Annotated in this window: 21 protein-coding genes and 1 pseudogene; 7 read left to right on the plus strand and 15 right to left on the minus strand. The window is 68.4% G+C overall.

Annotated features, from left to right (window positions below):
* Nucleotides 1-85 precede the first annotated feature (85 nt).
* Nucleotides 86-1,132 (plus strand): NAD(P)-dependent alcohol dehydrogenase, encoded by a 1,047-nt coding sequence (locus ACZ7OI_RS18335; RefSeq protein WP_470265394.1) that lies wholly within the window; start codon nucleotides 86-88, stop codon nucleotides 1,130-1,132.
* A 21-nt stretch (nucleotides 1,133-1,153) separates the two neighbouring features.
* Here the strand turns inward: ACZ7OI_RS18335 and ACZ7OI_RS18340 are convergent, their stop codons facing one another.
* Nucleotides 1,154-2,386 carry an NADH:flavin oxidoreductase gene (locus ACZ7OI_RS18340; RefSeq protein WP_470265395.1) on the minus strand — a complete coding sequence of 411 codons (1,233 nt, stop codon included), beginning with the start codon at nucleotides 2,384-2,386 and terminating at the stop codon, nucleotides 1,154-1,156.
* Nucleotides 2,387-2,542: 156 nt separating this feature from the next.
* On the opposite strand from ACZ7OI_RS18340, the gene ACZ7OI_RS18345 reads away from it, so the two are divergent.
* On the plus strand, nucleotides 2,543-2,818 hold the full coding sequence (locus ACZ7OI_RS18345; RefSeq protein ID WP_470265396.1) for a hypothetical protein: 276 nt from the start codon (nucleotides 2,543-2,545) through the stop codon (nucleotides 2,816-2,818).
* Here the strand turns inward: ACZ7OI_RS18345 and ACZ7OI_RS18350 are convergent.
* The 5 genes and pseudogenes from ACZ7OI_RS18350 to ACZ7OI_RS18370 all read right to left on the minus strand — a co-directional run bounded on the left by ACZ7OI_RS18350 (nucleotide 2,812) and on the right by ACZ7OI_RS18370 (nucleotide 7,502).
* Nucleotides 2,812-4,205, minus strand: a pseudogene (locus ACZ7OI_RS18350) (amidase). The gene ACZ7OI_RS18345 and the pseudogene ACZ7OI_RS18350 sit on opposite strands and share 7 nt — an antisense overlap.
* Before the next feature lie 21 nt (nucleotides 4,206-4,226).
* Nucleotides 4,227-4,988, minus strand: coding sequence for an SDR family NAD(P)-dependent oxidoreductase (locus tag ACZ7OI_RS18355; RefSeq protein ID WP_470265397.1), 762 nt, complete (start codon nucleotides 4,986-4,988; stop codon nucleotides 4,227-4,229).
* Nucleotides 4,985-5,629 (minus strand): PaaI family thioesterase, encoded by a 645-nt coding sequence (locus ACZ7OI_RS18360; RefSeq protein ID WP_470265398.1) that lies wholly within the window; start codon nucleotides 5,627-5,629, stop codon nucleotides 4,985-4,987. The genes ACZ7OI_RS18355 and ACZ7OI_RS18360 overlap by 4 nt, the downstream gene beginning before the upstream one ends.
* On the minus strand, nucleotides 5,629-6,402 hold the full coding sequence (locus tag ACZ7OI_RS18365; protein WP_470265399.1) for an SDR family oxidoreductase: 774 nt from the start codon (nucleotides 6,400-6,402) through the stop codon (nucleotides 5,629-5,631). Before ACZ7OI_RS18365 ends, ACZ7OI_RS18360 begins: the two co-directional genes overlap by 1 nt.
* Before the next feature lie 488 nt (nucleotides 6,403-6,890).
* Complete coding sequence (locus ACZ7OI_RS18370) at nucleotides 6,891-7,502, minus strand: TetR/AcrR family transcriptional regulator (protein ID WP_470265400.1); 612 nt, start codon at nucleotides 7,500-7,502, stop codon at nucleotides 6,891-6,893.
* 142 nt (nucleotides 7,503-7,644) lie between these two features.
* Here ACZ7OI_RS18370 and ACZ7OI_RS18375 point away from each other — a divergent pair, with 142 nt between their 5' ends.
* The gene (locus ACZ7OI_RS18375) at nucleotides 7,645-9,138 is read left to right on the plus strand and encodes an FAD-binding protein (RefSeq protein WP_470265401.1); all 1,494 of its coding nucleotides are present in this window, start codon (nucleotides 7,645-7,647) and stop codon (nucleotides 9,136-9,138) included.
* Nucleotides 9,139-9,232: 94 nt separating this feature from the next.
* A complete protein-coding gene (locus tag ACZ7OI_RS18380; RefSeq protein WP_470265978.1) occupies nucleotides 9,233-9,904 on the plus strand; it encodes a class I SAM-dependent DNA methyltransferase in 672 nt (223 codons plus the stop codon).
* A 234-nt stretch (nucleotides 9,905-10,138) separates the two neighbouring features.
* Here the strand turns inward: ACZ7OI_RS18380 and ACZ7OI_RS18385 are convergent, their stop codons facing one another.
* The 5 genes from ACZ7OI_RS18385 to ACZ7OI_RS18405 all read right to left on the minus strand — a co-directional run bounded on the left by ACZ7OI_RS18385 (nucleotide 10,139) and on the right by ACZ7OI_RS18405 (nucleotide 15,420).
* Nucleotides 10,139-11,059 carry a VOC family protein gene (locus ACZ7OI_RS18385; protein WP_470265402.1) on the minus strand — a complete coding sequence of 307 codons (921 nt, stop codon included), beginning with the start codon at nucleotides 11,057-11,059 and terminating at the stop codon, nucleotides 10,139-10,141.
* Between the two features lie 28 nt (nucleotides 11,060-11,087).
* Complete coding sequence (locus ACZ7OI_RS18390) at nucleotides 11,088-12,272, minus strand: acyl-CoA dehydrogenase family protein (protein ID WP_470265403.1); 1,185 nt, start codon at nucleotides 12,270-12,272, stop codon at nucleotides 11,088-11,090.
* Between the two features lie 100 nt (nucleotides 12,273-12,372).
* Nucleotides 12,373-13,995, minus strand: coding sequence for a steroid-24-oyl-CoA synthetase (casG, locus tag ACZ7OI_RS18395; protein WP_470265404.1), 1,623 nt, complete (start codon nucleotides 13,993-13,995; stop codon nucleotides 12,373-12,375).
* An 89-nt stretch (nucleotides 13,996-14,084) separates the two neighbouring features.
* Nucleotides 14,085-14,570 carry a nuclear transport factor 2 family protein gene (locus tag ACZ7OI_RS18400; RefSeq protein ID WP_470265405.1) on the minus strand — a complete coding sequence of 162 codons (486 nt, stop codon included), beginning with the start codon at nucleotides 14,568-14,570 and terminating at the stop codon, nucleotides 14,085-14,087.
* 1 nt (nucleotide 14,571) lies between these two features.
* Nucleotides 14,572-15,420: an LLM class F420-dependent oxidoreductase gene (locus tag ACZ7OI_RS18405; protein WP_470265406.1), complete on the minus strand. Its 849-nt coding sequence runs from the start codon at nucleotides 15,418-15,420 to the stop codon at nucleotides 14,572-14,574.
* A gap of 159 nt (nucleotides 15,421-15,579) precedes the next feature.
* Between ACZ7OI_RS18405 and ACZ7OI_RS18410 the strand changes: the two genes are divergently transcribed.
* The 3 genes from ACZ7OI_RS18410 to ACZ7OI_RS18420 all read left to right on the plus strand — a co-directional run bounded on the left by ACZ7OI_RS18410 (nucleotide 15,580) and on the right by ACZ7OI_RS18420 (nucleotide 18,697).
* Nucleotides 15,580-16,404, plus strand: coding sequence for an IclR family transcriptional regulator (locus ACZ7OI_RS18410; RefSeq protein WP_470265407.1), 825 nt, complete (start codon nucleotides 15,580-15,582; stop codon nucleotides 16,402-16,404).
* A gap of 105 nt (nucleotides 16,405-16,509) precedes the next feature.
* Entirely contained in the window at nucleotides 16,510-17,658 is a 1,149-nt protein-coding gene (locus ACZ7OI_RS18415; protein ID WP_470265408.1) for a Rieske 2Fe-2S domain-containing protein, read from the plus strand.
* Between the two features lie 247 nt (nucleotides 17,659-17,905).
* Nucleotides 17,906-18,697, plus strand: coding sequence for an SDR family NAD(P)-dependent oxidoreductase (locus ACZ7OI_RS18420; RefSeq protein ID WP_470265409.1), 792 nt, complete (start codon nucleotides 17,906-17,908; stop codon nucleotides 18,695-18,697).
* Between the two features lie 54 nt (nucleotides 18,698-18,751).
* On the opposite strand, the gene ACZ7OI_RS18425 is transcribed toward ACZ7OI_RS18420, so the two are convergent.
* The 4 genes from ACZ7OI_RS18425 to ACZ7OI_RS18440 all read right to left on the minus strand — a co-directional run bounded on the left by ACZ7OI_RS18425 (nucleotide 18,752) and on the right by ACZ7OI_RS18440 (nucleotide 23,007).
* Nucleotides 18,752-19,576, minus strand: a complete 825-nt coding sequence (locus ACZ7OI_RS18425) for an alpha/beta fold hydrolase (RefSeq protein ID WP_470265410.1) — start codon at nucleotides 19,574-19,576, stop codon at nucleotides 18,752-18,754.
* Between the two features lie 20 nt (nucleotides 19,577-19,596).
* The gene (locus ACZ7OI_RS18430) at nucleotides 19,597-21,081 is read right to left on the minus strand and encodes an MFS transporter (protein WP_470265411.1); all 1,485 of its coding nucleotides are present in this window, start codon (nucleotides 21,079-21,081) and stop codon (nucleotides 19,597-19,599) included.
* Between the two features lie 136 nt (nucleotides 21,082-21,217).
* Nucleotides 21,218-21,940, minus strand: a complete 723-nt coding sequence (locus ACZ7OI_RS18435; protein WP_470265412.1) for an SDR family NAD(P)-dependent oxidoreductase — start codon at nucleotides 21,938-21,940, stop codon at nucleotides 21,218-21,220.
* A gap of 62 nt (nucleotides 21,941-22,002) precedes the next feature.
* Complete coding sequence (locus ACZ7OI_RS18440; RefSeq protein WP_470265979.1) at nucleotides 22,003-23,007, minus strand: 2Fe-2S iron-sulfur cluster-binding protein; 1,005 nt, start codon at nucleotides 23,005-23,007, stop codon at nucleotides 22,003-22,005.

The following is a 23,007-nucleotide window of genomic DNA, read 5'->3' on the forward strand; positions in this document are numbered from 1 at the left end:
ACAACAGACCAGTCTGTTTGCTTCACCGGCGTACTCGCGCTACCGTCGAAACAGACAGAACAGTCTGTTTGTCGAAGGGACGAGCATGCGGAGCACTCTGGGCTGGCAAGCCGACCGCGCCGGGGCCGCGTTACGGCGGACCTCCCTGCAGCGTCGGGAACTGCGGGCCGACGACCTCGCCGTTCGCGTGGACTACTGCGGCGTCTGCCATACCGATCTCCACGCCGTCCGCACCCACGCCGGCGAAGCGCCTTTGGTGCCAGGCCACGAGTTCACCGGCGTGGTGACCGAGGTCGGGCACGCGGTCACCCGATTCGCCCTCGGCGACCAGGTCGCCGTCGGCAACATCGTCGATTCCTGCGGCGCGTGCGCGATGTGCGAGGCAGGACAGGAAAACTTCTGTCACGAATTCCCCACCCTGACCTACGCCGGCACCGACCGCCGTGACGGAACCACCACGCTGGGGGCCTTCTCCCGCGAGTACATCGTCCGCGACGAGTTCGCCTACCCGCTGCCCGCCGGACTCGACCCCGCGGCCGCCGCTCCCCTGCTGTGCGCGGGAATCACCGTCTGGGAACCGTTGCGAGCCCTCGGCGTCGGGCCTGGCACCCGAGTCGCCGTGGCCGGACTTGGCGGGCTCGGGCACCTCGCGGTCAAACTCGCCGTCGCGCTCGGGGCCGACACCACTGTCATCAGCCGTTCGGCCGACAAAGCCGACGACGCCCGACGACTGGGCGGCCACGACCTGATCGTCTCCGCGGACCAACGCCAGATGACCGCGGCCCGGGACCGGTTCGACGTCGTCATCGACACCATCGCCGTCCCACACGATGTCGCGCCCTACCTCAAGCTCGTCGCCCTCGACGGAACCCTGAGCCACGTCGGGCACCTCGGCACGGTCACCGTGCAGGCCATCGATCTATTGGTAGGAAGCAAGAAACTCAGCTCCGCGGGCAGCGGCGGGCGTCCCGCGACAGACGCCATGCTGGAATTCTGCGCCCAACACGACATCACCGCCGACATCGAACTCGTGCCGTCCGCGCGCGTCAACGAAGCCATCGACCGCTTGGAGCGCAACGACGTCCGCTATCGCTTCGTGCTGGACCTGTCCGATCTACCGCAGAACCACTGACGGCGCACCGACGTCGAACGGTCAGCCGACATAACCCGCGGGCTGGCCCCAATCCGCGCCCCGGGTCGTAGTCCGGTCCACCAGCACACACCGCGTCCCGGTGAAGTTGGTCGGCATGCATTTGTTGCAGTGAATGCACAACGACGGCGTCTCCGGCTCGGCGGCGATCCGGTTCACCAAATCCGGTTCGCGCAGCAAAGCCCGGCCCATCGCGACGTACTGGAATCCCTCCCGCATCGCCAAATCCATCGAGGCACGGTCGGTGATCCCGCCGAGCAGCACCATCGGCAGCTTCACCGCGGCTCGGATCTGCCGCGCGTCCTCGAGCAGAAACGCGTCCCGGTAAGGATATTCGCGAATGAAATGCTTCCCGACCGCCTGCACGCCCAACTTCAACGGCTGCGGCATCACGGCGGCGAACTCGCGGACCGGTGCGTCGCCCTTGAAGAGGTACATCGGGTTGAGCAGCGAGGAACCCGCGGTCATTTCGAGAGCGTCGCAGGTGCCGTCGGCTTCGAGCCATTGCGTCACCGGGATCGCCTCGTCGAGCCAAAAGCCGCCGGGCGCGCCGTCGTCCATGTTCATCTTAACGATCACCGCGATCCGGTCCCCGACGGCGTCGCGTACCGCGCGCATCGTGTCGCGCGCAAGCCTGGCTCGGTTTTCCAGCGAGCCACCGTATTCGTCGGTGCGATGGTTGAGTTTCGGGCTCAGGAAGGAGCTGATCAGATAGTTGTGTCCTAAGTGGACCTCGATCGCGTCGAACCCGCATTCGATGGCGCGCACGGCCGCGTCGGCGTGCGCACGTTTGACGCGTTCGATGCCGGCGTGGTCGATTTCCTGGGCGAAACTGAGCGTCGTCTTGTGGAAATACCGGCTCGGCGCGAGCGCGGGCAGCCCGTTGCCCTTCGGATTCGCGACCGGCCCGCCGTGCCCGATCTGAGCCGAAATCGCCGCTCCCTCGGCGTGCACCGCGTCGGTGAGCACGCGCAGTCCGGGCAGGGCTTCGTCGGCCCAGTAGATCTGATGCCGGTCGGTGCGGCCTTCCTTGGCGACCGCGCAATAGGCGACCGTCGTCATCCCGACGCCGCCCTTCGCGTAGCCGACGTGGAAATCGACCAAATCCCGCGTGACCCGGCCGTGGTGGCTGAGGCCCTCGTAGGTAGCCGCCTTGACGACGCGGTTGCGCAACTGCACCGGCCCGAGCCGGGCGGGGGCCAGCGGATCGGGCGGGGTGGGGGTCGTGGAAGTCACGTTGTCACGGTAGGAAACGGAGGGGCTGGCCCGCTCCGGCGATCTCGGTGACCGGGAGAGTGGCGAGGCGGCCCGGCTCCTGAGCGCGGTAACGCGGCGTCCGGGCCCGGCGACTCCTGTTCGTCTGTCCATGCTCAGCCGGAGGAGAAACCGCCGATGACCGATCTCAAGCCGCGTCCCCGCTATCACCCCGACGCATTCACCGGACCCGCCGCGGTCGCCGAGCGGCTCAAGGACGCGTCCGAGACGGACGGGCCGACGGACTACGCGAACAGGATCAACCTGGAGATCCTGGGCCAGCTCGCGGCGATCCGGCGGCACGCGCTGGTCATCGCCACCATCGTCGTGATGTGGGCGATCCTGACCTCGATCGGGATCATCGTGATCATGGCCGAGCTCCCCAGCACCGGATCATCCTTCTCCCGCTACTGAGACGCCCAGGGCACGGCTTCCTCCAACTGCGCCGCCAACGACAACAACAACCCCTCCTGCCCCAGATCCGCGGCGAACTGCACCCCCAGCGGCAGTCCGTCGTCGTCCCGGCCGAGAGGGAGCGAGATCGCGGGCATGCCGGTCACGTTGAACACGCTGGTCCACGACGAAAAAGCGGCTGCATGCTCGTAGATCGACGCGGGATCCGTTGTGTCCAGCAGGCCCAGCGGCGGAGCCGGGAGCGGCAGGGTCGGCGTGAGCAGCACGTCATAGGAGGTGAAGACCTGGCCGACCTCCCATCCGATCTCCTGCGCCCGGCGCAGCGCGCGGTGGAGCTGGTTAGCAGTCAGGCCGCGGTAGTGGTCGAGCAGCAGTTCGGTGAACGGTTCGACGTCGCCTGGCTGGAGGTCTCGGCCCAAAGCGGCCAGTTGGTCCTCGACGATCACCACCAGATCCGCGCCCATCAGCACCCCGCCGGTCGTGCGGACGTCCGGGAAATCGAACGGGGCCACGGTTTCCTCGACGCAATGGCCGAGTTCCTCGCACAGTTTCGCCGTCTGCTGCACCGCGGCCAGACAGGCGGGATGCGGGTCGACGCCGGTTCGGGCCTGGGTGGCCAGGCCGATGCGGAGACGGCCGGGCGCGCGGCGGGTCGCCTCGAGGAAGGTGCCGGTCGGGGTCGGGGCGGCGAAGGCTTCGCCCGGGAGCGGCCCGGCGATTGCGTCCAGCAGGACCGCGCTGTCCCGGACCGTCGTGGTGACCGCGTGTGCGACGGAGACCGGGGCGGCGAGCGTGCCGGCGTCGGGAGCGCCGGTGGTGCGGCCGCGGCTGGGTTTCAGGCCGACCAGACCGCACATGGCCGACGGGATCCGGATCGAGCCGCCGCCGTCGGTGGCGTGTGCGGCGGGGACCAAGCCTGCGGCGACGGCGGCCGCGGAACCGCCGCTGGAGCCGCCGGGCGAGCGTGACAGGTCGTGCGGGTTGCGGGTGGGGCCGTGCAATTGCGGCTCAGTGCTTGCGTTGAGACCGAATTCAGAGTGTTGGTGGTGCCGAGGATGACCAAACCGGCGCGTTTGTAGCGGCGGATCAGTTCGCTGTCCACAGTGGACACCGTCGAGGCGAACAACCGGCTTCCTTGGGTGGCGGGGAGTCCGGCGATTTCGGTGCCGAGATCCTTGACCAGGAAAGGGACTCCGGTGAGCGGCCCGTCCGGCAGACCGGCGTCGATCTCCGCGAGCGCAGCCTCGAAGCGACGGCTGACTACGGCGTTGAGCTGCGGATTCGCCTCCTCGATGCGGGCGATCGCCTGTTCGGCGGCCTCCCGGGCGGACAGGTCGCCGCAGCGGATGGCGGCGGCGGTGTCGAGGGCTGAAGGCAGGTTGGACACAGCGAGGTCTCCTCAGAAGGCTCAGCCGAAGAAGGCTTGACCGCCGTCGAGCGGCACGGTGGCTCCGGTCAGATAGCGCAGATCGGAGCCGACCAGCGCCACGACAGCGCGGCCGATGTCCTCCTCGCACTCCCCGATCCGGCCCATCGGAATGGTCGAGACGAATTCGGCAGCCTCTTCGGGATTGTGCTCGGTCCACCATTTCAAGCCAGGAGACAACGCGTGCGGCGCGATCGCGTTGACCCGGATTCCGTCCCGCGCCCACTCCACGGCGGCGGTGCGGGACAGCGAGCGCAAGGCTTGTTTCGCCGCGGCGTAAGCACCGTAGGTGGTGGGATCCCAGCGCACCATCGCTGAGGTGACCAGATTGACGATCGAACCGTCGCCGGTCGCCTTCAAATGCGGATGGGCGGCTTTCATGAACGAGAACGCGGCGAACGGACCGGTCTCGAAACCGCGCGTGAAATCCTGGTCGCTCATTTTCAGCAACGGCCCGAAAGCGCCGGAGTACGCATTGTTGACCAGAATGTCCAGCCGGCCGAATCGCGAGACGACCGCCTCGACGACCCCGGGAATCGACGCGGTCTCGGCGACATCGCACTCGAACGGTTCCGCGGCAGCACCCCTTTCCCGCAGGAGGCGGCAGGTCTCGTCCAGCTTGCCGCGCGTACGACCGAGTACCGCGACCGACGCCCCCTCCCCCGCTAGCGCCAACGCGATTCCTTGCCCGACGCCTTGTCCGGCGCCGGTCACCAGGGCCACCCGGCCCGCGAGCGTGTTCATCGGCCTCCTTCGTCCTGGGCAACTGGTCGCGCGACGTGTTTCGCCACGAAAATCCCGTCCGCGGAAACGCAGACCTGACCGTCGGCGAGAATTTCGCCGGTCGTGTGAATCCGGCGGCCCTCGCTGGATTGCTGCCGCGCGCGAATCGTCAGCTCCTCGAACAGCGGGGTCGTCCGGTGGTAGCGGACGCTGAGCGTGCCGGTCATCCCGTCCGGCCCCGGTCCCCAGCTGTTGGCGACGCCGAGTGCATGGTCCAGCAGCAGTGCGGAAATCCCGCCGTGCACGCAGCCGGGCGGACCCTGGTAAGGCAGGCCGAGCGTCACCGTTCCGGTTACCGAACCGTCCGGCAAGCCGTGCAGGCGCAACGGCGGCGCGAGCGCGTTTTCGGGGCCAGTGACGGGATCGTGCCGCGGTCGCCCGGCCCACATGCCGACGAATCGCTCCTGCCGGTCAGGCGCGTGCTCTTCGAGCTGAGCGGCGATCCGGTTGAGGTCCCGCGCGACGTCCGCCATCGGCGCGGCGCTGTCCGCGCCAGCGTGCAGAAGTGCGTTGACGACCCGGCGGGCCGCCGCGACGGCAGCGTCGATGCCGTCGTCGTTCGGGACGGGCGACAAGGGGACGCTTTCGGCGTAAGTCGTCATCAGTAGTGCGCCGCCGGGCGGAGGGTCGCCTCGGCGCCGCCGTCGACGTACACGACCTGGCCGGTGATGTGCGTGGTCGCGGCGTCGGCGAAGTACGCCAGGACTCGCGCGACGTCTTCCGCGGCCGCGTAACCGTGCAGCGGCATCGGGACTGCCTTGTCCATCACGGCTTTCATCTGCGGGTTGGCGAAAAGCTCGTCGGTCATCGGCGTCAGAACCACGCCGGGCGCGACCACGTTGACCGCGATTCCCGCGTCGGCCCAGCCTGCCGAGACGGACGTCCGGCGCGCCCATTGCGTGATCGCGGACTTCGAGGACGGGTACAGCTGAACCGCGCGGTTGTCCGCAATCGCCTCGCGAGCGGCGGTCAATGCGGCTTGCTCGTCGCCACGCAGGCAAGCGTCGACCACCGTGGGGTCGTTCGGCTGCGTACCGGAGATCGAGCCGACCAGAACGACGCGCGGCGCTTCGGATTTCGCGAGCAACGGCTGGAGGGCTTCGATGAAGCTGGTGCAGCCGAAGTAGTTCACCGTGACCATCGCTTCGCCGGGGTTCGACGTTCCGGCGCAGGTGATCACCGCGTCGACGTGCCCGGTGCGCTTGCCGACCTCCTCGGCCGCAGCGGTGCGGCCCTGCGGGGTCGAAAGGTCCGCGTCGATGTCGCTGCCCGCGAGGTCGACGCCGAGGACTTGATCGCCGCGCTCGGCGAGGAGGCTGCTGAGCGCCGCACCGATCCCCGAACTAGCTCCGGTGACGACGACGGTGCGCGGCATGACGGCCTCCTGAGGTGGGGTTCGGGGACGGCCGCGACGCTACGGGGACGCCGCCTCGCGCGGCGGGTTGATCCCGGTCAGCGGGAGAAACGGTGCGGGTTGGTCTTCGGAGGCCCGCACGGGTTGGATCGGCTCGGCTCGGTGGGATATCGCTGGGCGGTGCGGGGGCTGCGGTTGAGATATCAGTTTGCTTGGGGCCGCTATGCCACCGCAGGGACGTCACCCATTCCACCTGAGATATCAGCGCGCTGAGGCAGCCATGTCACCACAGCCGACTGGTCGCCGAGCGAGTGAAACAGCTTGGCTCAACGAGAGCACCTGACATGCCAGCACCGAGCCAGCCGCCTCCGCGCTATCGCTGTCCCGGCTGAGATATCACCACCCCGACCCAGCCACACCAACCGCCCGGTCTGCCGACACCAGCCGCCTCGGCACACCACCGCGCCTGAGATATCAACCCGCCGAACTGCCCCACCACAGCGGCTCACTCACCGACCAGGCCGCCCCAGCTCAGCCAGCAGCAGCCGACACGCCAGCACCGTGTCCGCTTCCGCTTCCTCCGCCGTGATGTGCCCGTTCAGCTGCGACGTCAGCACCCCGTACCACGTCTGCTCGATCAGCCGGACCAACCGGCGGTCGTGCTCGCTGGCCTCCGCCACCCCGGCGACGCGCAGGATCAGGTCGGCGAACTCGACCGTCGCGGCCATGTTCGGCGACTCCCCCGCGACGGTCGCGTTGTTCGACTGCAGCATCGCCTGGGCGAGCCTCGGGCGTTCCAGCAGGCGGCGGGCGGCGTCGACCAGCACTCGCGCGACGGCCTCCGCCGGTTCCTGGCCGGGTTCGACCGGGACGCTGTTGCGGTCCAATTGCTCGACCTGGCTGTGCAGCAACGCGGTGAACAGGATGGTCTTCGACGGGAAGTACCGGTAGAGCGTGGCGATGGCGACGCCGGCGTCGCGGGCGACGTCGAGCATTTGGATCCGGTCGAGGCCGTGCTCGGCGCCGTGGTCCGCGGCCGCTCGCAGGATTCGCCGGTAGCGCTCCTGCTGCGCGGGCGAACTCGGCGTGGCCGGCGCCCGGTTTTCGGCGACTCTCGGCACCGCGACTCCTCCGCTCGTGATCAGGCCATTCTCGCGCACGATCCTCCCACCGGGCGCCGCCGCTACCGGTGAGTGGGATGAGCGCGCCCCGGCGCGCCGCGGATGCGGTTGGCTCGCCGGGTCGCGACGACTTGGAGGACTCATGGCTTTCGACGACCAGTTCGACGTGGTGGTAGTCGGCTCCGGCGCGGGCGCGCTGACCGGCGCGTACCTCGCGGCGCGGGCGGGACTGCGCACCGCGGTGGTCGAGGGCGCCGGCCGGCTCGGCGGGACGTCGGCGTACTCCGGCGCGGCCTGCTGGCTGCCGGGCACGCAGGTCCAGGAGCGATTCGGTGTCGCGGATTCCACCGCCGCCGCGCGCGAGTACCTGCGCGCACTGCTCGGCGAGGACCGCACCGGGCGGCAGGAGGCGTTCCTGGCGAAGGCACCGGAACTGGTCGCTGCGCTGGAGGCGGACCCGGCGCTCGAGTTCGAATGGCGCGCGTTCCCGGACTACTTCGACCGTCCGGGCCGGGTCCCCGGCGGACGCTCGTTCGTGCCGGTCGACCTGCCGCTGTCCGAGCTGGGCGAACGCGCGGAGCTGGTGCGTCCGCCGGTGGACCGCGACCGCACCGGGCGCGGGCACCGGGACGCCCCGTTGGACGGCGGACGCGCGCTGATCGGACGACTGCTGATGGCCTTCGACGCGACCGGCAACGGCACCGTGTTCACCGGGACGCCGGTCGACGAGCTGGTGGTCGAGGACGGCCGGGTGGTCGGCGTCGGCCCGCGGCGGATCGGGGCGACTTACGGCGTGCTCATCGGCGCGGGCGGGTTCGAGCGGAACGCGGACCTGCGGGAACAGTCCGGGGTGCCGGGATCGGCGGCCTGGTCGATGGCACCTGAGGAAACGAACCGCGGCCAGGTTCTGGAGGCGGCGATCGCGCTGGGCGCGGCCGTCGACCTGATGGACGAGGGCTGGTGGTGCCCGGGAATCGCGATGCCCGACGGCGGCGCGTCGTTCACGCTCGGCTTCCGCGGCGGGATCGTCGTGGACCGCGACGGGCGGCGGTATGCGAACGAATCGCTGCCATACGACCAGATGGGCCGTGAGATGGCAGCGGACCCGGCACGGCGAGTCCCGTCGCACATCGTGTTCGACAGCCGCGAGGGCGATCGGTTGCCCGCTATCGCGTTGCCGGGCGGACGGCCTGACGATCATCTGGAAGCGGGCACGTGGGTGGAGGCGGAGACGCTCGCGGAGCTGGCGAAGCTGATCGACGCGCCGGAGCTGCCGGAGACCGTTGCCCGGTTCAACTCGTTCGCCGAAGCCGGGCATGACGCGGATTTCGGCCGCGGAGAAGACGAGTATGCGCGGCATTTCGCCAATCCGGTGCTGGTGCCGGTGGATCGGCCGCCGTTCCGCGCCGCGCGGTTGGTGCTGTCGGATCTGGGCACGAAGGGCGGGCTGGTGACCGATCCGGACGCGCGGGTGCTGCGCGAGGACGGTTCGACGGTGGAAGGTCTTTACGCAGTCGGCAATTCGGCGGCGTCCATGACCGGGAAGTATTACCCCGGACCGGGAATTCCGCTGGGCACGGCGATGGCTTTCGCCGCCCGGGCGGTCGACGATCTAGTGGCACGGGCCGGAAAATGACCTGCGCTCCGCACCAGTGCCGGTTACCGTCGCTGGAGTGGAGGATTACTTCGGGGAAAGTGTCGCTGCGCGGTACGACGAATCGTCAGCCGAAATGTTCGCGCCGGAAGCGGTGAATCCGGCGATCGACGTCCTGGCCGGGCTCGCCGGGGACGGTCGCGCGCTGGAGCTCGGCATCGGCACCGGCCGGATCGCGCTGCCGCTCGCCGCGCGGGGAGTGCCGGTCGCGGGGATTGACCTGTCGTCCGCGATGGCCGCGCGGTTGCGCGCGAAACCGGGCGGTGACGCGATCGAAGTGACGATCGGCGACTTCGCGACGACCCGGGTCGCGGGCACGTTCTCGGTGGCCTATCTGGTGTACAACACCATCAGCAACCTGACATCTCAGGACGCGCAGGTGGCCTGTTTCCGCAACGCCGCGGCGCATCTCGAGCCGGGCGGGTGCTTCGTGATCGAGGTCGGGGTGCCGGACCTGCGAAAGCTGCCGCCCGGGCAGACCGTCGTGCCGTTCGAGCTGAGCGCGACGCATTGGGGCTTCGATCTTTACGACGTCTCCACGCAGTCGATGAGTTCGTACCACGCGCGAGTGGCCGACGGTCGCGGCGAGTTCCGGGCGATTCCGTTCCGGTACGCGTGGCCCGCGGAGCTGGATCTGATGGCACGACTCGCCGGGTTGCGGCTGCGGTCGCGGTGGGAAAGCTGGACAGGTGAGCCGTTCGCGCACGAGAGCGAGCAGCACATCTCGATCTGGGAAAAGGCCTCGTGAGTGTTCGCCTCGGTCAGAACCCCGAGCGAGGGGCCTGAGACGCCGCTATGAGGTGCGTCGGCTCGGGCCGACCGGCTCGGCCTCCGTCGGGGACCGGGGGCTGCCGTCTGTGAGGGCATTTCGCGGCTTGGATCCCTGATATCGGCATCGGGACGGCTCAGCGGTGCCGCGGCCTGGGGTCGTGAGTGGCGATGCCGGTGAGAACCGGAATCGCCACTCACGAGACTCCGCCAGCTACTTCGGCGGAGTGAACGCGGCCAGCTGCTCCGAACCAGACCAGTCGTGCCCCCAATAACTGTCCCGCGTGATCTCCTCCGCCGTATAAAACCGCTCGTCCACCAGCATTCCCTCGGTCCCGTACTCCAGGTCCCAGCCGCCGGGCGCGCGGACGTAGAACGACACCATCTTGTCGTTGGTATGCCTCCCCAGCGTCGACGACACCGAGAACCCGCGCTTGCCGACCTCGTCCAGGGCGCGGCCGACGGCGTCGAGGGAGTCGACCTCGACCATCAGGTGCACCAGGCCCGGCGGTTCGCCGTGCGGGGCCGGGCAGATCGCCAGGCTGTGGTGGCGCTCGTTGACGCCCATGAACCGCACCCGGCGCGGTTTCTGGTCCGGGGCCGCGCCGCTCATCGAGACCGCGCCGCGCGGGAGGAAGCCCAGCACCTCGGTGTAGAACGTCTCGACCTCGGCGAAGTTCGTCGTCGGCAGCACCACGTGCCCCATGCCCTGCGAGCCGGTCACGAACTGCTGCGTCCACTTCGTCCGCACCGGGTCGTGGTCCAGGACCGGGCCGAAGAAGACCTCGACCGGGGTGCCGGACGGATCGTCGAAGGTGATCGCCGAATCGACGCGGCGTTCCCGGCATTGCTTCTCCGACAACACTTTCACCGCGGTTCCGGACGCTTCCACCGCCCGCCCGACCCCGGCCAGCGCGAACTGGTCTCGCACCTCCCAGCCGACCGCGAGCACCCGGTCGTCCTCGCCGGGCAGCACGATCAGCCGTGCCTCGCGTTCGTCCATCCGGAGGTACAGGCCGCCGGGAACCGGACCGGACGTTTCGGCGAAGCCGAGCGCCTCCACGGTCAGCTCCCGCCAGCGCGGCAGGTCCCGGCTCTGGACCCGGAGGTATCCGAGTCCTCGGATCTCGGTCATGGCGAAACTCCTTGCGGGATAAGAGAGTTCAGATCATCGAGAGCATCGGGCCGGGCGGCGGCTCGACGTCGAGGTCGGTCAGCGCGGATGCGTGGAACACCGAACCGGGCACGTGGATCGCGTGCGCCAGGCCCATGTGGCCGTCTCGCCAGAAGCGCTGGATCGGGTTGTCCATCCGCAGGCCGTTGCCACCGCTGCGGGCGACCACCTCGTCCATCGCGCGCACCGCCCGCCACGCCGCAGCTACCTGGGTGCGGCGCGACGCGGCACGGTCGGCGAGCGTCACCGGCGAACCGGCAGCCGCCTTGTCGTAGAACCGGGAAACGTTGTCCAGCATGGAAATTCGCGACGCTTTGATCTCCTCGGCGGCGGCGCTGATCGCGAACAGCACATACGGATCGTCCTTCACCCGCGTGCCGGTGATTTGCACGCGCGTGCGTTGATATGCCAGATGGGCGGCCAGCGCACCCTCGGCGATGCCGATCACCGCGGACGTGATGCCGAGCGGGAAAATCGTCGTGAACGGGACGCCGTACGTCGGGTTGGTGCGGCCGGATTCGCGCAACGCGCTGCCGTCGGTCATCCGGCTGAACGGGACCGCGCGGTATTCGGGGATGAATGCGTCCTTGACGACGATGTCCTTGCTGCCGGTGCCGCGCAGGCCGACGACATCCCAGGTGTCCTCGACGATCTCGTAGTCCGCGCGGGGTAGGACTACGTGGTAATTCCGGGGTGGCTGCACGACATTGCCGTCCGCGTCGCCGAGGAATCCGCCGAGGAAAATCCAGTCGCAGTGGTCGGTTCCGGACGAGAACTGCCACCGTCCACTGAAGACATACCCGCCGTCGACCGGTTTCAGCACGCCCATCGGCGCGTACGGCGACGCGATCCAGGTGTCGTTGTCTGCGCCCCAGATTTCTTCTTGCACCCGACGGTCGCAGAGCGCCATTTCCCACGGGTGCACGCCGACGATCCCGGCGACCCAGCCCGTCGACCCGTCGAGCGACGCCAGCCGCATCACCGTTTCCGCGAATTCGCGAGGATGGGCTTCCGCGCCGCCGTAATCGGTGGGCTGGAGCATTTTGATCGCGCCGGTTTCCCGGAGCGCTTTGGCCGCTTCGTCAGCGAGCCGGCCGAGCCGCTCGTTCTCCGGCCCGAGCGCGGCGATCTCGTCCGCGCGCTGGTCGATCGCGGCAAGAGCGGGATGGGTCATGGCGCTTCCCTTTCTCCGGTCCGATGGCGATGCGGCCCCGGCTGCCCCGAGCCTCCCAGCGGAGCACCAGAGCGCGCGGACGCGCTCCCGGTCAACGGGATCAGGGCCGCGGCACCCGGCTTCGCACCACCTTGCCGGTCACGTTGCGCGGCAACGGCTCCGTCCCGATCCGCCACCGCGACGGGACCTTGAAATACGCCAGCCGCTCCGCCGCGAACGCCCGCAGCTCCTCCTCGTCGACCGATGCCGACACAACCACCACCGCGGCTACTTCCTGGCCCAGGTCGGCGTGCGGCACCCCCAGCACAATGCATTCTTGCACCGCCGGATGTTCAGCCAGCACGTTCTCGACCTCGGCCGGATAAACGTTCTCCCCGCCGTGCAGGATCAAATCCGACCGGCGCGCGGTGAGCCGCAGTTGACCGCCGGAAAGAACACCGATATCCCCGGTGTGCAGCCATCGTTTTCCGTCAATAGCGGCCTCGGTCGCTTCGGGGTCCTCCCAATAGCCGAGCATCGTGAACGGGCTGCGCACGCAGATCTCCCCCACGCTGCCGTCGGGCATTACCTCGCCGAAAGCGTCCCGGATCTCCAGTTCCACCGTCGCGATCGGATGTCCGACAGTGCCCGGTGCAGCCGCGAGATCAGCCGCAGCGGCAACAGAAATCGCCGTGGACGATTCCGTCAGGCCGTAGCTGTCGACTAATCCCTGCTCAGCCACCGGAAGTTCCTCGCGCAGTCGTTGCTGGAAAGCGGGAGAAGAGGGCGCAGCGCCGAGAGTAAAAGCGGTTAGTGAGGAAAGGTCGTACCGATCGAGGTTTCCGTGCTCCAGCAGACGGTGCGCTATGGTCGGTACGACGCCCCAGTTCGTGACGCGCTCAGCCTCGACCAGTCGCAACACTCGCTCAGCGTCGAAACCGCCCTGGTGCACCACCACCGCGCTGCCGTCGGCCAGCCGCGGCACGACCAGGTTGTGCAGTCCGGCGATGTGGAACAACGGCACCCCGAGCAGATACCGTCGCGCGGACGGATCTATCGGATCGCCGAGCACTCGCGCGACTTCGCTGTTCAGGCGGTGGAATTCGATCACCGACGTCAGATTCCGGTGCGTGTGCACCGCGCCTTTCGGACGCCCGGTCGTGCCGCTGGTATAGAGAATGACCGCCGGATCGTCTTCGGCGACCGCGCAGGAAGGCAGCGGTGCATCCGGCCGAGAGCGGGCCAGCCGGGGCACATCTTCATCGACGGTCAGCACCGGCACACCGTCCAGCAGTGCGGCCCGCTTCGCGTCAGCGACCACCAGAGACGGTCGTGTGTGGCCGAGCGCGTACTCCAACTCCGGCCGCGACCACCACGCGTTGTAGCCGACCACGATCGCGCCCAGCGACACCGTCGCCCAGAACGCGACCACCCACTCCGGACTGTTCGCCGCCGCGATCGCGACCCGGTCACCCTTGCCGATCCCGTACTCCTCGCGGAGCGCGCAAGCCACCGACGCCACCTGCCGGGCATGGTCGGCAAAGGTGATCCGGCGGTCGGCCGTCACCAGATACTCGCGATCGCCGTGCCGCACTGAAGCGGACAGCACTTCCCCCAGCGACCGTGCGCGATGGGCGAACACCGTCATCGGCACGCCCAGCACCTCTTCGGTGCGCAGTTCGCACGACCCGCCGGGAGCGGTCAGCTCCGCCACCGCCTGCCGAGGATCGGTGGAGAGGCTCATCAAGGTCTCCCTCCTCGCGCACCGGTGCGGCGTGATTGTGCCTGCTCACCGCCGTAAGCGCCGGGCCGATTCCAGTGACCGGGACCGGCTCAGAGGAACGCCGGCTCGCCGTACGCGCCCTGCCGCAGCAGCCCGGGCGACTCGGCCCGTCCGTCGAGAACCCGGTTGGTGCGCCGGGTGACCTTCCAGCCTTCGTCGGTGCGGGCGAACGCCCAGTGGTTCGCCGTCGCGCGCCGGACAACAAAGCGGTCGTCCTGATATACCACCATCAGCGAGTGACATACCGCGATCGCCGTGTCGCCGTCGACGGTCACGTGCGGCGGGCCGACGAAATGCGCACAACCGCCGGAAATCCAGCCCTGATGGGCGCTCGACTGGACCATCCGGGCCAGTTGTTCGCGGCCTTCGAGGTAGAGCTCGTCGACGTCGTATACCCCGTCCTCGGTCCACAGCGCGGCGACGTCTTCGGCCGCGCCGGCGTCGACCAGCGGTCCGTGCGCGGCGATCAGCCTGCTGATCTCGCGTTCGTCCTCCAGTCGCGCGAGCCGGGCTTCCAACTGGGCGATCCGGTCCACCTCAGACCTCGCTTCCTAGCTCGGCGAGCGCTTCGAGCTGCTCGCAGTAGTGGTCGGCGGAGTTCGCGGCGATCCGCGCGCTGACCGTCGTCGCCCCGGCTTCGACGACCCGGGCCAGCCGATCCCGGCAGGAGGCCGTGCTCGGGTCCAGCGGGCGTCCAGGCGACAGCACGACCTCGAAACCTTCCGGCGGCTCAACGGTGTCGAGCATCCGGCGCAGTTCCTCCAGCGACAGCCCGAACGGCACCCAACCGTCGGCCAGTTCCACCGCCCGCCGGAGCGAGCGCTTGGTTCGGCCGCCGATCCACAGCGGGACTTTCGCCTGCACCGCATGCGGTTCGACGATCAGCCCGGCGAAGTCGTAGTGCGGCCCGTGATACTCCGGAAGCCGTTGCGACAACGCGGCCCGCAGCGCCCGCAGCGCGTCGTCGGCCCGCTCGCCGCGCTGTTCGAACGACGCGCCCAGCAGCTCGAACTCCTCCCGCAACGACCCGACACCCAGACCGAGCACGAGCCGCCCGCCGCTGACCGTGTCGAGCGTTCCGTAGCGCTTCGCGATCTCCAGCGGGTGGTGATATCCCAACACGAGCACCTGCGTGACCAACCGGATCCGGCTGGTACGAGCAGCCAGGAAGCCGAACGTCGCGAGCGGATCCCAGTACGTCGAGCCGCGCTGCTGAGCGACCGCGACCGGCACCGCGACGTGCTCGCTGCAGGTCAGGTGATGGAACCCGAGCCGGTCCGCGACCTCCGCGATCCGCGCCAGGTCTTCGATGCCGGCGGTGTCCTCCCAGGCGTTCGGGTCGCCCGGCAGCCGGGTCACCACGGGGCTCACGAGGCCGATGTCCATGCCGCCATGCCTACCGGCCGCCGGGCCGGCGCGAGCGGCTTCTCCCGCTGATCGGGAGCCGTGCCGCAGTCGTGACCCGCCGCGTGTTGACGCCCCGGGAGGCCGCCGTGTTACCTTCAAAACTAGAAATGATTTCAATTCGTCCGCGAGGAGCACAGCATGACGGTGGTCGCGATCGAAACGGACCCTCTCGGCTCGGATGTCTCGCAGCACCGCACTCTGCCGCCGTCGATGGTCGAGCGGATGACGCTGATCCTCGACGCCTTCGACGCGCCGAGCACCCGGCTCACCCTCGAGCAGGTCGCGCGCACGACCCATCTCCCCCGTTCGACCGCGCACCGCATCCTCGACCAGCTCGTGCGGTTGCAGTGGCTGTCGCATTCGTCGTTCGGGTACGCGCTCGGCGCCCGGGCGCTGAACCTCGGCGGCACCGGCGGCAACCACCTCGAACTGCGCGAGGCGACCGCGGCCGTCCTGCACGAACTGCAGTTGCGCACCGGGATGGTCGCGCACCTCGCGATCCTCGACGGCGCTGACGTCCGGTATCTCGACAAGGTCGGCGGCCGGTTCGCCGCGGTCGTCCCGTCGCGCGTCGGCGGCCGCGCGCCCGCGCAGTGCACCGCGCTCGGCAAGGCGATGCTCGCGTGGCTGCCCGCCGAACAGGTCGAGGACCGGATCATGCCGGCGCTCGGCCGCCAGACCAGCCGGACGATCTGCGACATGGTGACGCTGCACCGCGAACTCGGCCGGATCCGCGACCGCAACGGTCTCGCCTTCGAACGCGGCGAGTGTTTCTCCGACATCTCCTGTGTCGCCGCCGCCATCCGAGGACCGGAAGGGCCGGAAGCCGCGATCTCCCTGGTCGGCGACGCGCAGACCGCGCTGGAGCGCGTCGCGCCGCTGGTCGTGGTCGCCGCGCGGCAGGTCACTCAGGAGCTTTATCCGATGGTCCGGCCGCGCACCGCCGAACCCGCCTGGAACTGATCGTCCACAAAGGACTCTCGATCACTGGGATATCACCGGTGCCGGAACCGCCCGCCGTTCTACGTTCAGTCTCGCAGAAGCGAGGCACTGGAAGGAGATCCGACGATGACCACAGTGGAGCCGGCACCGGACGAGGTCCGCGTGATCGAGGCCGGCGCGGCACCCACGCGGTTCGCCCGCGGGTGGCACTGTCTCGGGCTGGCCGAGAGCTTCGCCGACGGCAAGCCGCATCCGATCACCGCGTTCGGGCAGAAGCTCGTGGTGTTCGCCGGCGAGGACGGCAAGCTCAACGTGCTCGACGCGTACTGCAGGCACATGGGCGGCGATCTGTCGCAGGGCACGGTCAAGGGCAACGAGGTCGCCTGCCCGTTCCACGACTGGCGCTGGGGCGGCGACGGCCGGTGCAAGCAGATTCCCTACAGCCGCCGGGTTCCGCTGCGGGCGCGCACCGCGGCGTGGACGACGCTGGTGCAGGACAAGATGTTGTTCGTCTGGAACGACCCGGAGGGCAATCCGCCGCCGCCCGAGGTCGTCATCCCGCGCATCGAGGGCGCCACGCGCGACGACTGGACCGACTGGACCTGGTACGAAACGCACGTCGACACGAACTGCCGCGAGGTCGTCGACAACGTCGTGGACATGGCGCACTTCTTCTACGTCCACTTCGCTTTCCCCACGTACTTCAAGAATATCTTCGAGGGACACGTCGCCACGCAGCTGCAGCGCGGGACGAGCCGGGAAGACGTCCGTCCGCCCGCGAAGGACGGCCAGCCGAAGTCGCTCGGCAACACCTCCGTCGCCGCCTACTACGGGCCGTCTTTCATGATCGACGAGCTGACATATCACTACGAGGGCATGGACATCGACGCCGTGCTCATCAACTGCCACTACCCGGTCAGCGCCACCTCTTTCAAGCTGCAGTACGGGATCATCGTCAAGCGCACGGACAAGCTCTCCGGGCCGGAGGCTGAAGCGACCGCGCGCAAGATGGGCGATTTCATCCGGATCGGCTTCGAACAGGATGTACAGATCTGGAAGAACAAGACCCGGATCGAGAACCCGCTGCTGTGCGAGGAAGACGGCCCGGTGTACCAGCTGCGGCGATGGTACGAACAGTTCTATGTGGACGTCGCGGACGTCACGCCGGAGATGACCGAGCGGTTCGAGTTCGAATTGGACACCGCGAAGCCGAACGCCGCGTGGCGCGAGGAGGTCGAGGAGAACCTCAGCCGCCGGACCAGCGAGCACGTCTGATGGCGGTCCGCGCCGACAACCGGCTGCTGGACGAGCCGATGCGGCCAGTCCAATGTGGAACGTGCGAGGCTTGGCTGAAGGTGCGCAAGAGCAGTTGGCATCAGACGAGCATCCAGTGGGATACCAGGGCTTCCGCGCAGTGTGTCGAACGATCGGCTTGTCCGGACGACTTGTTCCGCGGCTGTCATGCGCTGCGGGATTCGATTGACCGGGCTGTCGCGGACGGCGGAATTCCGGTGGCCGGAGAATGAGCATGGTCGATAAATACGGACCGTGGGCCGTGATCGCGGGTGGTTCCGAAGGCGTTGGCGCGTCCTTCGCGCATCAACTCGCCGACGCCGGGATCAACCTGGTGCTGATCGCGCGGAAACCTGGGCCGTTGGCGGAGACAGCGGCGGCGGTACAAGCTCGGGGCGTGGAAGTTCGTACTGTGCCAGTGGATCTGCTCGATCCGGAGGCACTGACGGCGATCCGGGAAGTGACTGACGGGCTTGAAGTCGGTTTGCTGATCTTCAACGCGGGCGCGAACAGCTACGGGCATGAGTTCGTGACCGGCGATCTGTCGCGGGTGCGCGGGGTGATTGACCTCAACATCACCGCGCAGCTCGCGTTGACATATCACTTCGGTGCGCTGATGGCTTCACGTGGGCGTGGTGGGATCTTGCTGGTGGGTTCACTGGCCGGGTGTCTCGGGCAGGCGGAGATCAGCGTGTACTCCGCGGCGAAGGCATTCAGCCGGGTGTTCGCCGAGGGGCTCTGGCTGGAGATGCGGGAGCGCGGCGTGGACGTGCTGGAGCTGGTTCTGGGCGTCACCCGGACGCCGGCGATGGAGCGGGCCGGGCTGGCGTTCGACCTGCCGGGACTGAACGTGGCCGAGCCGGACGACGTCGCGCGCGAAGGGCTGGCGCATCTCGCGGACGGCCCGGTGTGGGTAGCGGGCGGAAATCTCGCCGCGGCGGAGAAGCGAAGCGGGTTCCCGCGCGCGGAACTGGCGCTGGCCGCGCACGAGGCGACGCGAAACCTGCTCCCGCCGCGATAGCCAGCCGGTCCGTGAAGGGCTCCTTGAGCGAATCTGATTCCCTCAAGGAGCCCTTCACGGACCGGCCAGGAACTCGCTGACTGCGGCGTGGAAGCCGGTCGGGTCCTCGACCCACGGCAGGTGACCGGCGGGCAGCTGAACGCGCGAGACCACCGGCAACGCCCGCTCAAGCGAGTCCACGCTCCAGCGCGGCCGGATGTCCGAAGCCCCGTTCACGATCAACGTCGGCACCCTCAGCGTTTCGCACTGACCACGCAGATCTGGCGAACGCTCGCCGTTCAGGGCCGCATTGCACGCGAAATTCACGCCGAACCACGGGTCGGCCATGGCTTCGGCGTGCTGCAGCGCACGCTCCGGGTCAGCGAAGTCAGCGGACCACTGCAGCACGCAGTACTCCCGGTCCTCCTCCGCGCTCCGTTCCCGGTCCCTCAGCGACTCCCAGCGCGCCAAATGCCCGCCGAGCGCGTCGCGGAGGTTTCGCTGGTAGTCCGCGTGCCAGGTCGAGTCGTCGTCGATCCCGGTGCCGGAGACGTAAACCAGCTTCGTCAGGCGGTCCGGATGCGCCAGCGTGTAGCGCAACGCCAGCTGCGCGCCCCACGAATGCCCCAGCAGCGCGACGCGATCCCAGCCGAAATGGGCTCGGACCGCGTCGAGATCGGCCACTGTCCGGGAGACCGAGTACGGCCCCCGCCGCTGCGACCGGCCGCATCCTCGCTGATCCCAGCGACAGACCGTCGCGGCTCCCGAGAGGGAAGCCGCGACGTCCGCCATCATGTCCCACAACCCGGGGCCGCCGTGGCAGAAGACGACTGGTTCGCCGTCGCCCGTCCGCTCCGCCCAAAGCCGGGTACCGTCCTCAGCCCGCACCGCCTGCTCCACGCGACGCAGTATGGCTGTTGTCAGGCTTGCGAGACCGTCACTCGTGCGGTCGTGTCGTTCTCCTCGACCATCCCGCCCAGCGCGGGTTTGCGGCCGTGTTTCATCAGCAGGATGATCGCCACCCCGAAGACGCCGACGACGCCCGCCCACAGGTAGGACTGGGTGAACGCGGCGTCGCCGTAGATCACCGCGTGCGATCGGGGAAGCGTCATCCGGACGTGCTCGGCCATGATCGCGCCGGTCACCGTCACCGCGGCCGACGACGCCAGCATCGCGATCACGCCGGCGATGCAGTTGCCCGCGCCGCCGAGTCGCTCGGGCAGGGCGTCCTGCAGGAGGTTCGCGTTGGAGGAATGCAGGAACCCGACCGCGAACCCGGCGACGAAACTGGTGATCGCGACCTGCCACTGCACGGTGAACATCCGCGAGCCGAGGAACATCACCGCCAGGAAGCACAGGCTGGACGCCAGCAGCACCTGTCGCGCGCCGATCCGTTTCGACAAATAGCCGCCGAGCGGGCCGACGACCATGCCCACTACGCCGAGCGGGAACGTCCACAGTGCCAGCTGCAACGCGGAAAGCCCGACGCCGTAAGTGTTTCCGGGGAGGTGCGGGGTTTCGAACATGGTCGGGCTGAGGATGCCGTGTGCGTTCATCATGTACGACACCAGCCCGACGGCGACCACAGTCGGCAGGAATTTGCGGCCGACCAGCACTCGCAGGTCGATCAGCGGCTCCTTGGCCTTCAGTTCGCGCAGCACGAAAGCGGCCAGCAGCAGCACTCCGATGCCGAACGCGCCGACCGTGGTCGTCGAACCCCAGCCCCACGTACCGCCCTTGCCGACCGCGACGAGCAGAATGCCGAGGCTCGCCCCCAGCAGAATCGCACCGAGAATGTCGAACGACGATTTGACCCGCACCTTGCTTTCCGGCACCAGCCACGCGTGCAGCGGCAGCAGGACGCCGACATAGACCACCATGAACCAGAACACGCTGCGGAACCCGAAATTGTCGATCAGCCATCCGGCGAGAAACGGCCCGGCGACCGCGCCCATGCCGATTCCGGTGACCACCGAACCGAGCGCGACCGGAACGTAGGATCGCGGGATGACGTCGCGGACGAGAGCGTAGGAAATGTTCACGATGCCGACCAGGCTGCCCTGCAGCAGACGGCCGATCAGGAGCAGCGCGAACACGTCGGTCGTCGCGCACACGACGCTGCCGAGCAGGAAGACCGCGCCCATCACCAGGATGATCCGCTTCTTGCCGTAGCGGTCGGCGGCCTTGCCCGCGAGCGGGAGCACGACCGCGCCGGCGAGCGTCACCACCGAGGCCGCCTGCGCCACGTCGAGGGTCCGGAAATGCGCGGCCATCCCGGGCAGCGCCGGATACACCATGAGGATTTCGAACGTGGCTATTTCGGAGAGCAGAATGATCAGCGCGCAGACCGCGATGATCCGCCCGCGGGGAACAGGTCCGTTCGCCGGATTCAGGTCGAGTGCCATGCCGGTCCCTTTCCAGAAGTGATCAGGGGAATCCCCGCCGGAATACGAGGTCCCGCGCTGATGAGGCCGGAATCGACGTGAGCGTAATCACGGCCTCCCGGCGGTCCCGGCGCGATCCCGCTCACCGGGAATCCCCTCAGATGTGCGAACCGCCGTCCACTCGGATTTCCGCGCCGGTCAGGTATCCGGCGTCGGCAGACGCGGCGAAGGCGATCGTCCCGGCGATCTGGTCCGGTTCCGCCGGGCCCATCGGAGAGCGGATCCGGCGATAATAGGAGATGTCGAGACCGGCCAGGACTTCCTCGCCGACCAGCGGTGTAGCGACGGTGCCCGGCGACACGACGACCACCCGGACGCCGCGGTCGATCACCTCCGCCGCCAGGCTCAGCGAGAACCCGAGCACCGCGGCTTTGCTCGCCGAATAGGCTGTCATGTATGGGTTTCCGTGCGTAGCGGAACTGGAGGACACGTTCACGATCACCCCACGCCCGTCGGGCAGGTGCGGCAACGCTTCCCGGCAGCACAGCGCGGTGCCGATCAGGTTCACGTCGTAGAGCCGTCGGAGGTCCGCGACCGTCAGCTCCGCGATCGGAGTGGTGCGGTGGATTCCGGCGACGTTGACGACCACGTCGAGTCCGTCGAGTTCAGCCGCCGCGGCGCGGACTGCGGCGGAAATCGCGGTCTCGTCGGAAACATCGGCTTGATGCAGGAGGATCCGTTCGGTATCCGGCAGCCCGGAATGGTCGACGTCGACAGAGAAGACAGTCGCGCCCTCGGCCGCGAGACGGAGCGCGGTGGCTCGGCCGATCCCCGAACCACCACCGGTGAGCAGGACTTTCGCGTTCTCGAATCGGTGCACCCGTCGCACGCTGCCACTCGCGCTTCGCCCGGCGCGGCGGCGATCCCGCTCACCGGAATCGATCAAGCGTCGTAAGTAACCTTGACCTCGTCCGTCCGGGGCCGGGCCTGGCAAGCAAGAATCAATCCGTCCGCGAGATCCCGCGCGTCGAGGACTTCGTTGCGTGCCAGGTCCACTTCGCCACTCACCAGCACACACGCGCAGGCGCTGCACGCACCTTCCCGGCACGAGAACGGCGCGTCCAAACCTGCCGCCAGAAGGACGTCCAGTAACGCATTCTCTCGTGGCCAGCGCAAGGTCCGCGTCTCGCCGTCGAGTTCGACTTCCACCGTGCTCGCCGGGCCGGACTCATCCACTGCCACGAGCGCGAAAGGATCACCGGTGAGCGACGTGAACCTTTCCACGGTAACGCTTTCCACACTGAGTCCATTAAGGACCGACGAAGCCAGTTCCATGAACGGGCCAGGTCCGCAGAGGAACGCCGCTCGCTCCCGATACGGTGCCGTCAACGCCCGAAGCCCGGCCTCGGTCGGCAGCCCCTGCACCGATTCCAGCCAGTGCAGCACGGTCAGCCGCTCCGGATGTTCCTTCGTCAGCCGCAACAGCTCGTCGCGGAAGATCACCGTCTGTTCGTCCCGGTTCGCATAAACCAGCGTCACTCGCCCGGAGCCAGCCCGCAGACACGACTTCAGGATCGACATCACCGGCGTGATCCCGCTGCCCGCGGCGAGCAGCAGCACATCAGCGTCGAGCGACCGCGGCGTGAACGTGCCCGACGGCCGCAGCACCTCCAGCACGGTCCCCTCAACCGCGTTGTCCACCAACCAATTCGACCCGTACCCGCCCGCAGTGCGCTTGACCGTGATTCTCGGCGGCTCCTCGCAGTGCGGAGAACTGCAGAGCGAATAGCAGCGCGCGACACTGTCCTCAGTGGACGGAATCCGCACCGTGAGGAATTGCCCGGGCAGGTAGTCGAAACTGCCGTCGACCGGTTCCAGCACCAGCGAATGCGCGTCGGCAGTCTCGCGGATCACCTCGGTTACCCGCACGCGCAGCACAGCCATCAC

It is taken from the genome of Amycolatopsis sp. NPDC114503 (assembly GCF_055633655.1).